A 14,716-nucleotide genomic window follows, 5' to 3' on the forward strand; every position below is an offset into this window, starting at 1 on the left:
CTGGACAGGGGCGACGGGGCTTCATACAATCGGGGCTATGTTGTGCGCGTTTACATTAAAGCGTCGCCTTGCAATTCAGGAGAGGTATGACCATGTCATTAGAAGTGTTTGAGAAACTGGAAGCAAAAGTACAGCAGGCGATTGACACCATCACGTTACTGCAGATGGAAATCGAAGAGCTGAAAGAAAAAAACAACGGCCTGTCGCAGGAAGTGCAGAATGCGCACCACCATCGCGAAGAGCTGGAGCGTGAAAATCATCAGCTGCGCGAACAGCAGAACGGCTGGCAGGATCGCCTGCAAGCGCTCTTAGGTCGAATGGAAGAAGTATAACTGTTTCGAAATGCCCGGCGGCGCACAGCTTGCCGGGCCTACAGAGTACGTAGGCCGGGTAAGCGAAGCGCCACCCGGCTTTTTATTACTCAATATCGAGCGGATCTTCAGAGAGGATAATGCCGGTGTTATCGGCATAGAGGTGGTCGCCGGAGAAGAAGGTGACGCCGCCAAAGTTCACGCGGATATCGCTTTCGCCAATGCCATCACCTGCGGCACCCACCGGGATCGCGGCAATCGCCTGGATACCGATGTCCAGCTCTTCAAGATCGTCCACCTGGCGCACCGCGCCGTAGACCACCAGCCCTTCCCACTCATTCTGGGCGGCAAGGCGTGCCAGCTCGGCATCAATCAGTGCGCGACGAACGGAACCACCGCCATCAATCAGCAGGACACGACCACGGCCATTCTGTTCGAGCAGATCGTAAAGCAACCCGTTATCCTCGAAACATTTCACCGTGATGATCTGTCCGCCAAACGAAGACCGCCCACCAAAGTTGGAGAACAGCGGTTCCACGACGTTGACATCTTCCTGGTAGATGTCACAAAGCTCGGAAGTATCGTATTTCATAGGATTTACGTTTAGTTGCTGCGAGAACTGTCAGTATATCGCGCATAATGCATTGTTGGCAAAATCATCAATTGTTAATTGATATTTGTCAGCTAAAGCAGCGTCTTGCTGAGCACAATCCCGACGACAAACAGCAGGTTAGTCAAAAGCGTGCCTTTTACAGTGCGTTCCAGCATCGGCGGCATGGCAGCGGGATCCTGCTCACGCAGGATAAAGCGCGCCTGACGCACCAGCAGCGGAGCGGCCAGAATGAACAGCCAGCCCCACAGGCTATGCAGATAGAGCAGATTGAACAGCCCAAAGCAGAGCAGCGCGCCCAGCAGCAGACAGGCGTGATAGCGGCGGGCGTTTACCGGCCCCAGGCGCACCACCAGCGTGTTTTTACCGTTGGCGCGATCGCTGTCGATATCCCGCAGGTTGTTGACGTTTAGCACCGCCGTTGCCAGCAGGCCGCAGGCGGTAGCCGGTAAGAACATCGCCGGGATCAGGGTATGCGTCTGGAGATAGCCGCTGCCCATCACGCTGAGCCAGCCAAAAAAGAGCAGCACCGAAATATCCCCCAGGCCGAGATAGCCATACGGGCGGCGGCCAATGGTGTAGGTAATAGCGGCGACGATCGATAATCCGCCCAGTATCATGAAGCCGATAAAATCCCCGACCGTTTGATACGCAACCAGCACCAGCGTCAATCCAGAGAGGCAGCTGAGGGCGACGGTAACCAGCAGGGCGCGTTTCATCTGCGCCAGGCTGATAGCCCCTTTCTGCATGCCACGTAGCGGCCCGATACGGTCCGGTTTGTCGCTGCCCTTCACCGCGTCGCCGTAGTCGTTAGCCAGGTTAGAGAGGATTTGCAGCAGCCCGGCGGTGGTGAGCGCCAGCACCGCGACTCGCAGATCAAAATGGCCCTGCCACCAGGCAAGCGCGGTGCCCACCACAATCGCGGCAAACGCAAGGGGAAGGGTCTTTGGACGCAGGCTTTCCAGCCAGGCCTGGGTACGCGTCAGGGTATATTCAGTCATAGGATTCAGCCAATAAAAATGGGGCTATATAGCCCCATCAACAGTAATGAAAACGTGCTGAGCGCGATTATAAGATAAAACGGCTCAAATCTTCATCTGCTACTAGCTCATCCAGGTGCTTGCTCACATAAGCGGCGTCGATTGTCACCGATTCACCGTTCAGATCGCTGGCGTCATAGGAGATATCCTCCATCAGACGCTCCAGAACGGTGTGCAGACGACGCGCACCGATGTTTTCGGTGGTCTCGTTCACCTGCCATGCGGCCTGGGCAATGCGTTTGATACCGTCATCGGTAAAGTCGATGTTTACGCCCTCGGTAGCCATCAGCGCCTTGTACTGTACGGTGACGGAAGCATTTGGCTCGGTCAGAATGCGCTCAAAATCTTCCGTGGTCAGCGGCTGCAGCTCAACGCGGATCGGCAGACGACCCTGCAGCTCAGGGATCAGATCCGACGGCTTCGCCACCTGGAATGCGCCGGAGGCGATAAACAGGATGTGGTCAGTTTTCACCATGCCGTGCTTGGTGGAGACGGTGCAGCCTTCTACCAGCGGCAGCAGGTCGCGCTGAACACCCTCACGGGAAACGTCCGGGCCAGAGGATTCACCGCGCTTACAGATTTTATCGATCTCATCGATAAACACGATACCATGCTGCTCAACGGCGTCGATGGCGTCCTGCTTCAGCTCTTCCGGGTTCACCAGCTTGGCCGCTTCCTCTTCGATCAGCAGCTTCATGGCGTCTTTGATCTTCAGCTTGCGCGGCTTCTGCTTCTGACCGCCCAGGTTCTGGAACATCGACTGCAGCTGGCTGGTCATCTCTTCCATGCCTGGAGGTGCCATGATCTCTACGCCCATCGGCGCAGCGGCGAGGTTGATCTCTACCTCTTTGTCATCCAGCTGGCCTTCACGCAGCTTTTTGCGAAACGCCTGGCGGGCGGCAGAGGGCTCCTGGGACTGTTCAGCCTGGCCCCAGTTATCTTTCGCCGGTGGGATCAGCACGTCGAGAATGCGCTCTTCCGCCATCTCTTCCGCACGGTAGCGGTTTTTCTCGATCGACTGCATACGCACCATTTTCACGGCGGCATCGGTCAGATCGCGGATAATCGAGTCAACTTCTTTACCGACGTAGCCCACTTCGGTGAATTTAGTCGCTTCTACTTTGATGAAGGGCGCATTGGCCAGCTTCGCCAGACGACGGGCGATTTCGGTTTTACCGACGCCGGTTGGACCGATCATCAGAATGTTTTTCGGCGTCACTTCGTGGCGCAGCTCTTCGTCGAGCTGCATACGACGCCAGCGGTTACGCAGGGCAATAGCAACAGAGCGCTTGGCATTGTCCTGACCGATAATGTGTTTGTTCAGTTCGCTGACAATTTCGCGTGGGGTCATTTCAGACATGGGAGATCCTTACGCTTTAGAGTTTAATTCTTCGATGGTGTGGTTATGGTTGGTATAAATGCAGATATCACCTGCAATATCCAACGCCTTCACCGCAATGTCGCGCGCGTTCATGTCGGTGTTTTCTAACAGGGCGCGGGCGGCGGCCTGGGCGTACGGGCCACCAGAGCCGATAGCAATCAGGTCGTTTTCTGGCTGCACAACGTCGCCGTTACCGGTGATAATCAGCGAGGCGTTTTCATCCGCCACCGCCAGCAGCGCTTCGAGCTTGCGCAGCATACGATCGGTACGCCAGTCTTTGGCCAGCTCAACGGCGGCTTTTACCAGGTGGCCCTGGTGCATCTCCAGCTTGCGCTCAAACAGTTCGAACAGCGTGAAGGCATCTGCGGTACCGCCTGCAAAACCGGCGATCACTTTGTCGTTATACAGGCGACGCACTTTTTTGACGTTGCCTTTCATTACGGTATTGCCCAGCGTGGCCTGGCCATCACCGGCAATCACGACCTGGCCGTTACGGCGAACACTTACAATTGTTGTCACGAGCAGACCCCTTTGTTGCAATCAGATGAGTCGCCCCGCACGGTGTACGGGGCAGAATGCAATTATAGATGGGGGAGATTTTGGGGGTTTCAACCCCCGGAGGCGAGACGAATGCAGTTTGCGTGACCAGCCAGCTTCAGGCGGTTGATAGTACCATCGGCGTTATCTTTGCCTTTGACCGGGCCAATTACCACGCGATTCCAGCCGTTGTTGGTGGTGATCCGTGAGTCAAAGCCTTCAAACGCCAGCTGGGCGCGGACGGTCTCCGCCTGCTCTGCGCCTTTAAACGAACCGCACTGCACCATCCAGCGACGCTCATCTTTTTTCTCAGCGGCAGGCTTCGCCGCTTCCGGCTCACGGGTGATCGGGGCAGCCTGCTGCGTTTTCGGCGCGGCGGCAGCGGTATGCGCCGGCGTTTGCAGCAGATCCTGATACGGCTGGCTGTTTGCTGCGGGCTTCGGCTGCTGCGTCTGGCGTGGTGCCTGCGCGCTCTGCACCGTGCGAGTCTGCGGCTGCTCCGTCAGGCGCGGCTGGGTTTTTGGCGCAGCGGCGGCCCATTGCTGCTGGGTCTGCTGCTGAGTTTGCTGCTGTTGCAACTGCTGCACCTGACGCTGGCGCTGCAGAGTCTGCTGGCGTTGAGCAGGCGTCTGCTCGTTCCACGGCACTTCGTTAAGCTGGGTAGGCTGCTGGCGCATATCGGCCTGCATCTGCTCTAACAGCTGACGCTGCTCGTTGGTCAGCTGATCCGGGTTCATCACTTCCCCGCCCGCTGACGGTTCGGTTGGCGCACGTACGCCCGGCTGACGGCTCTCCAGCTCTTTAATATAACGCCAGCGCTCTTCCGGCTTCGGCGGTAGCCCGTTGCCCGTGACCTTCTGGCTCTGCAGGGTCTCGGACTCCTCTTTTTTATGATGGGTAATAAAGTAAAGGCCACCGAGAAAGGCCACCAGCACGGCGGCTGCAATCGCCACCATAGCAGGCGAGACAGCAGGCGTATTACGTTGCTTCTTCCTTGAGGTGCTCGTTTTTCGCCGCGAAGGAGCCGATTGGCTGCGGCGTACATAATCTCGTTGGGCCACTATCGTTTCGCTGTATTCATTCGTTTATTGGGCCGTCATGTTACTTAAGCGACGGGACTTTGACCAGACGCGGAAGTCCGAAAGCAGGCGCTGTTACGTAAGCGCCTGTGTCGACCCGCGCACGATTAATTCGCAATCCAGCAGGCGCGATCCGCTGCTGACTACCTGGCCATGTAGCTGATCTAACAGCAATAGCATCGCCTCACGGCCAATCTCAAAGCGCGGCTGGGCGACCGTCGTCAGCGGCGGATCGCAGAACTGGGCGAGTGAAATATTATCGAAACCAATAATAGAGAGATCCTGCGGAATTTTAAGACCCTGCCGTTTCGCGCAGGAGAGTGCGCCAAGGGCCATGACGTCGCTGTGGCAGAATACCGCCGTAGGCGGCTTCGGCAGCGCCAGCAATTGCTCCATGGCACTGCTCCCCGCCTCGTAGGTGAAGTTGCCGCGGGCGATATAGTGCGGGTCAACGGTGATGCCGGATCGGCGCAGCGCCTGGACGTAACCCTGCAGGCGGTAGTGGCACAGCGGCATCTCTTCCGGCCCGGCAATACAGCCAATCCGCTGGTGCCCCTGCTCCAGCAGGTAGTTAACGGCGTTAAAGGCCGCCGTCAGGTTATCGATGTGCACCGTGGGCAGCTCCAGCTCCGGCGCGAACTCGTTGGCCATCACCATCGGCGGCAGGTTGCGCTGCTCCTCGATGCTGGCGTCAAAGGGCAGGCGCGAGCCGAGCAGCAGCATACCGTCAATCTGCTTGGTGATGATCAGATCGATGAACGTCTTCTCCTGCTGGTTCTGGTGGGCGCAGTCGCCAATCAGTACCAGATAGCCCTGCTCGGCGGCGGTCACTTCAATACCGCGAATGATTTCGCTGAAAAAGGGATCGCAGATATCCGGCACGATGACCAGCAGCGTGCGCGATTCGTTGCGTTTAATGTTGCGGCCCATCGCCTGTGGCAAATAGCCCACCTCCAGCGCCGCCTGCTCAACGCGATTGCGGGTCGCCTGGGAGACTTTATCCGGGTTCATCAACGCCCTGGACACGGTTGCCGTAGAAACTTTCGCTTTCTGGGCCACATCTTTCATGGTCGCCGCAGCAACCTCTTTCTTAACCTTCAACTCTTTCTCCTCGCATGCCTGGCATAAGCGCAGGCGCATCCCTTATGTGCGACATTACCCACATTTTTAGCAGATCGTTTATCAGTACGGTTACACTATTTTCAGGAAAATTGTGATGGAGGTTGAATTTTTCGATCCGACTCGCATCCCTGGCCTCGCTAACCCTCAATCGGATCCACGTCCAGCACCCACTTCACCTTGCGCGCCTCCGGCAGGGTATTAATCAGCGCCAGCGCGCCGCTGACGATATGCTGCAGGCGAATACGCGAGGGGTGCTGAAGCAGCAGCTGCCAGCGATAGCGACCGCCGCGTTTCGGAGCAAGGGCAGGCACCGGGCCGAGTAGCCAGAGATGGCTATCCACCAGCGGGCTGGCCTGCAGCAGATTGCGCAGCTGCTGCAGAAAGAGCGGGGCCTGCTGGTTGTTATGATCCTCTGCGCGGATGATGACGTGGCTGGTCCACGGCGGCAGCTGTAGCGTCTGCCGCTCTGCCAGCGCCTCTTCGGCAAAAGCATCATAGCCTTTATAGAGCAGGGTTTGCAGAAGCGGGTGCTCAGGGTGGTGGGTCTGTAAAATCACCTCCCCCTGTTTGCCCGCGCGTCCGGCACGGCCGGAGACCTGGGTGTAGAGTTGGGCAAAACGCTCGGCGGCGCGGAAGTCAGCCGAGAACAGCGCTCCGTCGACGTCCAGCAGTGCCACCAGGGTGACGTCCGGGAAGTGATGCCCCTTCGCCAGCATCTGCGTGCCGATCAGAATACGCGCGCCGCCACGATGCACCTCTGCCAGATGCTGCTCCAGCGCCCCTTTGCGGCTGGTGGTGTCACGATCGATACGCGAAATAGCCACGCCAGGAAAGAGAGGCGTGAGCGCCTGCTCAAGCTGCTCCGTGCCCAGTCCCACCGGGACCATATGCGTGGAGCCGCAGGCGGGGCACTGGCGCGGCACCGGGCGCTGGCTGTCACAGTGGTGGCAGCGCAGCTGGTGCTGGGCCTGGTGTAGGGTGTAGTAGTGATCGCAGCGCGGGCACTCGGCAATCCAGCCGCAGTCGTGGCACAGCAGCGCCGGAGCAAAGCCACGACGGTTGAGAAACAGGATCACCTGGTTATTGGCCTGCAGATGCTGGCGCATCCGGCTGATTAATGCCGGGGAGAGACCCGCCTGCAGCTGCTGACCCTTGAGATCGAGCACGTGCTGGTTAGCCGGTCGCGCGTTGCCTGCCCGGCGGGTGAGGCGCAGCAGGCGGTACTTCTTCTGCCGTACGTTGTGCAGGGTCTCCAGCGCAGGCGTGGCAGAGCCGAGGATAATCGGGATCTGTTCGCTGTGGGCGCGGTAGACCGCCAGATCGCGAGCGTGGTAGCGCCACCCCTCCTGCTGTTTATAGGAGCTGTCATGCTCCTCGTCGATCACAATGACGCCGAGGTTTTTAAACGGGGTAAACAGCGACGAGCGGGTACCAATCACAATCGCCGCCTCGCCGTTCCTGGCCTTCAGCCAGCTGCTCAGGCGCTCGCTGTCGTTCAGCCCGGAGTGGAGCACCTCTACCGGGGCGTTAAACCGCTCACGGAAGCGGGCGATGGTCTGCGGCGTCAGGCCAATCTCCGGCACCATCACCAGCGCCTGCTTGCCCTGGGCCAGAATATTCTCCAGCACGCTCAGGTAGACCTCGGTCTTCCCGGAGCCGGTCACGCCCGCCAGCAGCCAGGCGGAGAAGGTATTGGCCTCGCTGTGAATCGCCCCCACGGCCGTGGCCTGCTCGGTGTTGAGCCGCAGGCGCTCGCCGCTGACGGCGTAGCCTTCGCGCCAGTCGCGGGGGACGGGCGCTTCGCTGTTCAACTCGCACAGGCCTTTGTTGCGCAGCGCCTGAAGCGCCGCATCGTTAAATTCCAGATCCGCTACCTGATGTCGCCAGATCTTCCCCTGGCGCAGAGCAGAGAGCGCCTGCTGCTGCTTTGGCGAGCGCTTCAGGCTGTTGATATCCACCGCCTGGCCCTGTTCAGTGGCGAACCAGTACCAGAGCGGTGCGGCGCTGGCGGGTTTCCCCTGGCGCAGCAGCACGGGCAGAGCGTGAAACAGCACGTCACCCAGCGGGTGGTGGTAATACTCCGCTGCCCACAGCAGCAGTCGCCAGACCGAGGGGGAGAACACGGGCTCAATGTCCAGCACCTCCGCCACGCTCTTAAGCTCGGCCAGAGGCAGCTCGCTCTCGTCGCTTACCGCGACCACGATGCCCACCCGCTGCTGCTTGCCGAACGGCACGCGCACGCGGCAGCCCGCACGGGCAGACAGATCGGCGGGCAGCAGATAGTCAAAGGTGCGGGGCAGCGGGACGGGTAGGGCAACGTGAGCAACGGGCATTTTTTTATCCATGCACTTGAAATTGGCGGGATAGTATACACATTGTAAGAAGGCAGATGCGGATCTGTTTGCATACGGCGGTTAATTTCTGTATGATTCGCCGCCTTTGGTGTTGCATTCTGCCGCCAGAGCTTAAATTAATTATCTCGCATGGTGTCCGGCGTTAGGGCTGGAAGAGCGATGCGGCCTTAACTGAGGTTTCTCCCATGAAAAAAGGTATTCACCCGAATTACACTGCGATTACTGCAACCTGTTCTTGCGGTAACGTGATCAAAACCCATTCAACCGTGGGTCACGATCTGAACCTGGACGTGTGCGGCGCTTGCCACCCGTTCTACACTGGCAAGCAGCGTGACGTTGCTACCGGTGGCCGTGTTGACCGCTTCAACAAGCGCTTCAGCATCCCAGGCAGCAAGTAAGAATCCGCTGCTTAGAAAAAACCGCCTTCGGGCGGTTTTTTTGTGCCTGAATGTTGCCCATCATTATTACCCATAATTTAATCTGCTCGGTGTTCACCCATTTGCTGGCTGGCTAATCATGAGCATAAGCACTTTCCCTCAAAAAATTCTTCAGTGAACAGGATTACACTCAGAATGAGTAGTACGTCAGATTGCAGTTTGCTGACAGATGGACAGGGAGTTACCGATAGCGCTCGTTTTATCTTCCTGTGCACTAAAAGAGCTAACATACAAAGAGGGAATGCGAATGATTTTAGGAGCGGCAGAAAGGCATGAACCAGGACGGTATTACACTTTTGAGTCAAGATTACCCCAAGGGGAGTTCTTTGAGCTTCGACCACATCATTTACCGCGTAATGCTCAACCAATATTAGATGAGACAAGCGGCATTTGTATTGGATACACTGTGGTCCAATCTCCTGGCCTTTGGCAAGTTTATGACACTCACGGTCATTTTGTTCGGCTTGAAGAGGCCCCGCTTGAAACCCCCTTAATTGATCCAACAGATATTGCGCTGCTCGCCTTTGGTGTCTTCCGCATTTTCCGTACTGGCAGCGCCTTATTTGAGGCTGGCACAAAAACCGCTATTACAGCTAAACTTAGCCAAAGCACCGTTTTATTTTTACGAACCAGATTTAAGCTTGGCTTGTCAGCACGTAATTTGAAAATGACCGAAACGGCTGCCAGGCACATGTTGGAACCGGGTCGGTATGTTCCTTTGTATATTCAAGAAAAAGCTATTCGCTACGGTAAGCGCATGGCCGATCCTCGTAAGATTAAAGGACTGTACAGATACGAAATTGAGATGTACAAGCTATATCGTAAAAAAGCCGCTACTGAGTATAAAAAATACACCCTGGAAGTTGTGGTAAGGGAGTCTGACTGGACGATTACCCATTTCATGTATTTTTGAATGATGATAGGAGTCTATCGATGTTCGATATTAAAAATGAAGAGCTTACTTTTACAGTATCTCCTTTTGAGAGAGTTATTGATAACGAAATTGACCCCGAGCATCATCGTTGGGATTGGATTAAGTCTTTTATTGAATTTTCAGTTCCGGGCCTCACCGCACAATTCCAGACTGAGTTTACGGTAGGTGAGTTACAGACGCTGCGTAAGCAGTTTTCTGCTCATTATGATGCACTCATCACCCGACGTGAAATAAAGCCCTTTGAGTTTCGCAGCGAACGGCGTCAGCTGAATATGATAATCAGAAAAATGGCTGGCACTGACAGTGTGATTATCGAATATGAGCTTCGACCGGAAGCACATGCTGATAGTGTTCAGGTCAAAGGTGATTTTAGTATTAACGAGAGCTATTTCGCCGATATTTTGAAGCGGTTGGATGAAATGATTGCATGGCAAAATTAGCGCTCAGGTAGGCCGGGTAAGGCGACAGCCGCCATCCGGCGTATCACGTCCAGCAAAAAGGGGCCGCAGCCCCTTTTCCATTAGTATTCCCATGTGTCCGGGTCGATGCCCAGCTCGCGCATGATAATCTTCGCCTCTTCAGGGATTTCGTCGCTGCGCTCTTTGCGCAGGTCTTCATCGTTCGGCAAAGGCTGGCCGGTGAACGCATGCAGGAACGCTTCGCACAGCAGCTCGCTGTTTGTGGCGTGACGCAGGTTATTGACCTGACGACGGGTACGTTCATCGGTGAGGATCTTTAACACCTTCAGAGGAATGGAAACCGTAATTTTTTTTACTTGCTCACTCTTCTTACCGTGCTCAGCGTAGGGGCTGATATATTCGCCGCTCCATTCAGCCATGAGATACCTTAATCCTCTTTCTCATTAATAAATGGCCAAAACCCGACTTACCGCAGGGACAGGGCCGTAATCTCGCGTAGTTTACCGTAGAGACGCCACCGTGACACGGAGTATTGGCTCCGGGGATGTGCGCTAATGCAGATAATTTTAACGGTTATTCGCGGTTTGCTCAATCTATACGCAAAGAAGTTTAGATGTCCAGATGTATTGACGTCTATTGTCACAATGCTATTCTGTGGCCTGATTTTTCATCCATTAAGCCAGGAAGCCTTCACATGACGCGTAAACAGGCCACCATTGCAGTGCGTAGCGGATTGAATGATGACGAGCAGTACGGCTGCGTTGTCCCGCCGATTCATCTCTCCAGCACCTATAACTTCACCGATTTTAACGAGCCGCGCGCGCATGACTACTCCCGCCGCGGTAATCCGACGCGTGATGTGGTCCAGCGTGCGCTGGCGGAGCTGGAAGGTGGGGCGGGGGCCGTGCTGACCAATACCGGCATGTCCGCTATCCACCTGGTGACCACGGTTTACCTGAAGCCTGGCGATCTGCTGGTGGCCCCGCACGACTGCTACGGCGGCAGCTACCGTCTGTTTGACAGCCTGGCGAAGCGCGGCTGCTATCGCGTTCTCTTTGTCGATCAAAATGATGAGCAGGCTCTGAAGGCGGCGCTGGCTGAACAACCGAAGCTGGTGTTGATCGAAAGTCCAAGTAATCCATTGTTGCGCGTCGTGGATATTGCGAAAATCTGTCAGCTGGCCCGCGAAGCCGGTGCCGTGAGCGTGGTGGATAACACCTTCCTCAGCCCGGCGCTGCAAAACCCGCTGGCGCTGGGGGCGGATCTGGTGCTGCACTCCTGCACCAAGTACCTCAACGGTCACTCCGACGTGGTTGCGGGTGTGGTGATTGCCAAAGAGGAAGCGACCGTCACCGAACTGGCATGGTGGGCGAATAATATTGGTGTAACCGGCAGCGCGTTTGATAGCTACCTGCTGCTGCGCGGCCTGCGTACGCTGTCGCCGCGTATGGAAGTGGCCCAGCGTAATGCCCATGCGATCGTTGCGTTTCTGAAGACGCAGCCGCTGGTGAAGAAGCTTTATCACCCGTCGCTGCCGGAAAACCAGGGCCATGAGATTGCTGCCCGCCAGCAAAAAGGCTTCGGCGCGATGCTGAGCTTTGAGCTGGACGGTGATGAGCAGACCCTGCGTCGTTTCTTAAGCGGCCTGTCGCTGTTTACGCTGGCAGAGTCGCTGGGCGGGGTGGAAAGTTTGATCTCCCACGCGGCCACCATGACGCACGCGGGCATGGCCGCCGAAGCGCGCGCTGCTGCCGGCATCTCCGAGACGCTGCTACGCATCTCGACCGGTATTGAAGATGGTGAAGATTTAATTGCCGATCTGGAAAATGCATTCCGGATCGCAGCGAAGGGGTAAACATGAGTGTGATTGCGCAGGCAGGGACGAAGGGTCGTCAACTGCATAAGTTTGGTGGGAGTAGTCTGGCGGATGTGAAGTGTTACCTGCGTGTCGCCGGTATCATGGCGGAGTATTCGCAGCCTGGCGATATGATGGTGGTCTCGGCCGCCGGCAGCACCACCAACCAGTTGATCAGCTGGCTGAAGCTCAGCCAGACCGACAGGCTCTCTGCGCATCAGGTTCAACAGGCGCTGCGCCGCTACCAGTCCGAGCTTATCAGTGGATTACTTCCCCCTGAGACAGCCGATGGATTAATCAGCGAATTTATTCACGATCTGGAGCGTCTCGCCGGCCTGCTCGACAGCGGCGTTACCGATGCGGTCTATGCCGAGGTGGTAGGCCACGGCGAGATCTGGTCCGCGCGATTGATGTCCGCCGTACTTAATCTGCAGGGGCTGAACGCCGCCTGGCTGGACGCGCGGGAATTTTTACGCGCCGAGCGCTCTGCCCAACCCCAGGTTAACGAAGGGCTTTCTTATCCGCTGCTGCAACAGCTGATGGTGCAGCACCCTGGCAAACGGCTGGTGGTGACCGGTTTTATCTGCCGCAACGATGCGGGAGAGACCGTACTGCTGGGGCGTAACGGCTCTGACTACTCGGCAACGCAGATTGGCGCCCTGGGCGGCGTCTCTCGGGTGACCATCTGGAGCGACGTGGCCGGGGTCTACAGCGCCGACCCGCGTAAGGTAAAAGATGCCTGCCTGCTGCCGCTGCTGCGTCTCGACGAAGCCAGCGAGCTGGCCCGTCTGGCCGCGCCGGTGCTGCACGCCCGCACGCTACAGCCGGTCTCCGGCAGCGATATCGATCTTCAGCTGCGCTGCAGCTACAACCCGGAACAGGGCTCTACGCGCATCGAGCGCGTGTTGGCTTCCGGGACAGGCGCGCGCATCGTCACCAGCCACGATGACGTCTGCCTGATTGAGTTCCAGGTTCCGCCGAGCCAGGACTTCAAGCTGGCGCATAAAGAGATCGACCTGATCCTGAAGCGCGCCCAGCTCCGTCCATTGGCGGTAGGCGTGCATACCGATCGCAACCTGCTTCAGCTCTGCTATACCTCAGAGGTTGTCGACAGCGCCCTGAAGCTGCTCGACGAAGCCGGGCTGCCGGGCGAGCTGCGTTTACGCCAGGGGCTGGCGCTGGTGGCGCTGGTTGGCGCGGGCGTGTGTCGTAATCCACTCCATAGCCACCGCTTCTGGCAGCAGCTCAAGGGTCAGCCGGTAGAGTTTATCTGGCAGTCCGACGACAGTATCAGCCTGGTGGCGGTGCTGCGCGTGGGCCCAACGGAGAGCCTGATTCAGGGCCTGCACCAGTCACTTTTCCGCGCCGAGAAGCGCATTGGCCTGGTGCTGTTCGGCAAAGGCAACATCGGTTCGCGCTGGCTGGAGCTGTTTGCCCGCGAGCAGAGCGCGCTTTCAGCCCGCACCGGCTTTGAATTTGTGCTGGCGGGAGTGGTAGACAGCCGTCGCAGCCTGCTGAGCTACGAGGGGCTGGACGCTAGCCGCGCGCTGGCCTTCTTTAATGACGAAGCGGTGGAGCACGAAGAGGACTCCCTGTTCCTGTGGATGCGGGCGCACCCCTATGACGATCTGGTGGTGCTCGACGTCACCGCCAGTGAGCAGCTAGCCGATCAGTACCTCGACTTTGCCAGCCACGGTTTTCACGTTATCAGTGCCAACAAGCTGGCCGGCGCGAGCACCAGCGACAAGTATCGCCAGATCCACGACGCCTTCGAAAAAACGGGCCGTCGCTGGCTCTACAACGCCACCGTGGGCGCGGGCCTGCCGGTGAACCATACCGTACGCGATCTCATCGACAGCGGTGACTCAATTCTCTCTATCAGCGGCATCTTCTCTGGAACCTTGTCGTGGCTGTTCCTGCAGTTTGACGGCACCGTGCCCTTTACTGACCTGGTCGATCAGGCCTGGCAGCAGGGGCTGACCGAGCCGGATCCACGCGTGGATCTCGCCGGTAAGGATGTCATGCGCAAGCTGGTGATCCTCGCCCGCGAGGCGGGGTATAACATCGAGCCGGATCAGGTACGCGTTGAGTCGCTGGTACCCGCCGGGTGTGAAGAGGGCTCGGTGGATCACTTCTTTGAAAACGGTGATGTGCTGAACGAGCAGATGGTTCAGCGTCTGGAAGCCGCGCGTGAGATGGGGCTGGTGCTGCGCTACGTGGCGCGCTTTGATGCCAACGGCAAAGCGCGCGTTGGCGTAGAGGCGGTGCGTCCCGAGCACCCGCTGGCGGCGCTGCTGCCGTGCGATAACGTCTTCGCCATTGAGAGCCGCTGGTACCGCGATAACCCGCTGGTGATCCGTGGCCCAGGCGCAGGGCGTGACGTCACCGCGGGCGCTATTCAGTCGGACATCAACCGCCTGGCGCAGCTGCTGTAGTTAATATTTATCCCCTCTCTGCCAGGAGAGGGGCTTTCTGCCTCTGACATGCGCTTTTTTCATCATCCCTGAATACTCCTCACCTATAACCGCGATATTTCTGTTGACGTTATCCTGCTTTTACGTCATTTTGGCATCTGGACGTCTAAACGTATAGAAGTTCACACGACAACAACCAAGACACGCGATTGATGAGGTAAGG

At 57.4% G+C, this 14,716-nt stretch carries 14 protein-coding genes; 6 read left to right on the forward strand and 8 right to left on the reverse strand.

Features of this window, described 5'->3' with window-relative positions:
• Positions 1 to 86: 86 nt before the first annotated feature.
• Positions 87 to 332, forward strand: a complete 246-nt coding sequence (gene zapB, locus NR795_RS19790) for a septal ring assembly protein ZapB (RefSeq protein ID WP_103821672.1) — start codon at positions 87 to 89, stop codon at positions 330 to 332.
• 85 nt (positions 333 to 417) lie between these two features.
• Here zapB and rraA read toward each other — a convergent pair whose 3' ends face one another.
• From rraA to priA, 7 genes are all read right to left on the reverse strand, one after another.
• The gene (gene rraA, locus NR795_RS19795) at positions 418 to 903 is read right to left on the reverse strand and encodes a ribonuclease E activity regulator RraA (RefSeq protein WP_042394600.1); all 486 of its coding nucleotides are present in this window, start codon (positions 901 to 903) and stop codon (positions 418 to 420) included.
• Positions 904 to 995: 92 nt separating this feature from the next.
• On the reverse strand, positions 996 to 1,922 hold the full coding sequence (gene menA, locus NR795_RS19800; RefSeq protein ID WP_144818817.1) for a 1,4-dihydroxy-2-naphthoate polyprenyltransferase: 927 nt from the start codon (positions 1,920 to 1,922) through the stop codon (positions 996 to 998).
• A gap of 67 nt (positions 1,923 to 1,989) precedes the next feature.
• Entirely contained in the window at positions 1,990 to 3,321 is a 1,332-nt protein-coding gene (hslU, locus tag NR795_RS19805; RefSeq protein WP_144818815.1) for an HslU--HslV peptidase ATPase subunit, read from the reverse strand.
• 9 nt (positions 3,322 to 3,330) lie between these two features.
• Positions 3,331 to 3,861, reverse strand: a complete 531-nt coding sequence (hslV, locus tag NR795_RS19810; RefSeq protein WP_061706448.1) for an ATP-dependent protease subunit HslV — start codon at positions 3,859 to 3,861, stop codon at positions 3,331 to 3,333.
• An 89-nt stretch (positions 3,862 to 3,950) separates the two neighbouring features.
• Positions 3,951 to 4,940 (reverse strand): cell division protein FtsN, encoded by a 990-nt coding sequence (gene ftsN / locus NR795_RS19815; RefSeq protein WP_144818813.1) that lies wholly within the window; start codon positions 4,938 to 4,940, stop codon positions 3,951 to 3,953.
• Between the two features lie 93 nt (positions 4,941 to 5,033).
• Positions 5,034 to 6,059 carry a DNA-binding transcriptional regulator CytR gene (gene cytR / locus NR795_RS19820; protein ID WP_144818811.1) on the reverse strand — a complete coding sequence of 342 codons (1,026 nt, stop codon included), beginning with the start codon at positions 6,057 to 6,059 and terminating at the stop codon, positions 5,034 to 5,036.
• Between the two features lie 158 nt (positions 6,060 to 6,217).
• On the reverse strand, positions 6,218 to 8,413 hold the full coding sequence (gene priA / locus NR795_RS19825; RefSeq protein WP_257759144.1) for a primosomal protein N': 2,196 nt from the start codon (positions 8,411 to 8,413) through the stop codon (positions 6,218 to 6,220).
• Positions 8,414 to 8,619: 206 nt separating this feature from the next.
• Here priA and rpmE point away from each other — a divergent pair, with 206 nt between their 5' ends.
• The 3 genes from rpmE (at position 8,620) to NR795_RS19840 (ending at position 10,245) form a co-directional block, all read left to right on the forward strand.
• Positions 8,620 to 8,832, forward strand: coding sequence for a 50S ribosomal protein L31 (gene rpmE, locus NR795_RS19830; RefSeq protein ID WP_042394621.1), 213 nt, complete (start codon positions 8,620 to 8,622; stop codon positions 8,830 to 8,832).
• Positions 8,833 to 9,118: 286 nt separating this feature from the next.
• The gene (locus NR795_RS19835; RefSeq protein ID WP_257759145.1) at positions 9,119 to 9,784 is read left to right on the forward strand and encodes a hypothetical protein; all 666 of its coding nucleotides are present in this window, start codon (positions 9,119 to 9,121) and stop codon (positions 9,782 to 9,784) included.
• A 20-nt stretch (positions 9,785 to 9,804) separates the two neighbouring features.
• Positions 9,805 to 10,245: a hypothetical protein gene (locus NR795_RS19840; RefSeq protein ID WP_238082137.1), complete on the forward strand. Its 441-nt coding sequence runs from the start codon at positions 9,805 to 9,807 to the stop codon at positions 10,243 to 10,245.
• A gap of 80 nt (positions 10,246 to 10,325) precedes the next feature.
• Here NR795_RS19840 and metJ read toward each other — a convergent pair whose 3' ends face one another.
• On the reverse strand, positions 10,326 to 10,643 hold the full coding sequence (gene metJ, locus NR795_RS19845) for a met regulon transcriptional regulator MetJ (protein ID WP_012133855.1): 318 nt from the start codon (positions 10,641 to 10,643) through the stop codon (positions 10,326 to 10,328).
• 275 nt (positions 10,644 to 10,918) lie between these two features.
• Between metJ and metB the strand changes: the two genes are divergently transcribed.
• Both metB and NR795_RS19855 read left to right on the forward strand, forming a co-directional pair.
• On the forward strand, positions 10,919 to 12,079 hold the full coding sequence (gene metB, locus NR795_RS19850; protein ID WP_257759148.1) for a cystathionine gamma-synthase: 1,161 nt from the start codon (positions 10,919 to 10,921) through the stop codon (positions 12,077 to 12,079).
• A gap of 2 nt (positions 12,080 to 12,081) precedes the next feature.
• Positions 12,082 to 14,514: a bifunctional aspartate kinase/homoserine dehydrogenase II gene (locus NR795_RS19855; RefSeq protein WP_222889126.1), complete on the forward strand. Its 2,433-nt coding sequence runs from the start codon at positions 12,082 to 12,084 to the stop codon at positions 14,512 to 14,514.
• The last annotated feature ends 202 nt before the right edge of the window (positions 14,515 to 14,716 follow it).

The sequence above is a fragment of the Pseudescherichia sp. L3 genome (assembly GCF_024656065.1).
In the GTDB taxonomy this organism is placed as follows: domain Bacteria; phylum Pseudomonadota; class Gammaproteobacteria; order Enterobacterales; family Enterobacteriaceae; genus Pseudescherichia.

Excerpts from the sequence above, each read along its gene's own strand:
- zapB (WP_103821672.1), top strand. The coding sequence starts at position 87 with ATGACCATGTCATTAGAAGTGTTTGAGAAACTGGAAGCAAAAGTACAG.
- rraA (WP_042394600.1), bottom strand. The coding sequence starts at position 903 with ATGAAATACGATACTTCCGAGCTTTGTGACATCTACCAGGAAGATGTC.
- menA (WP_144818817.1), bottom strand. The coding sequence starts at position 1,922 with ATGACTGAATATACCCTGACGCGTACCCAGGCCTGGCTGGAAAGCCTG.
- hslU (WP_144818815.1), bottom strand. The coding sequence starts at position 3,321 with ATGTCTGAAATGACCCCACGCGAAATTGTCAGCGAACTGAACAAACAC.
- priA (WP_257759144.1), bottom strand. The coding sequence starts at position 8,413 with ATGCCCGTTGCTCACGTTGCCCTACCCGTCCCGCTGCCCCGCACCTTT.
- rpmE (WP_042394621.1), top strand. The coding sequence starts at position 8,620 with ATGAAAAAAGGTATTCACCCGAATTACACTGCGATTACTGCAACCTGT.
- NR795_RS19835 (WP_257759145.1), top strand. The coding sequence starts at position 9,119 with ATGATTTTAGGAGCGGCAGAAAGGCATGAACCAGGACGGTATTACACT.
- NR795_RS19840 (WP_238082137.1), top strand. The coding sequence starts at position 9,805 with ATGTTCGATATTAAAAATGAAGAGCTTACTTTTACAGTATCTCCTTTT.
- metJ (WP_012133855.1), bottom strand. The coding sequence starts at position 10,643 with ATGGCTGAATGGAGCGGCGAATATATCAGCCCCTACGCTGAGCACGGT.
- metB (WP_257759148.1), top strand. The coding sequence starts at position 10,919 with ATGACGCGTAAACAGGCCACCATTGCAGTGCGTAGCGGATTGAATGAT.
- NR795_RS19855 (WP_222889126.1), top strand. The coding sequence starts at position 12,082 with ATGAGTGTGATTGCGCAGGCAGGGACGAAGGGTCGTCAACTGCATAAG.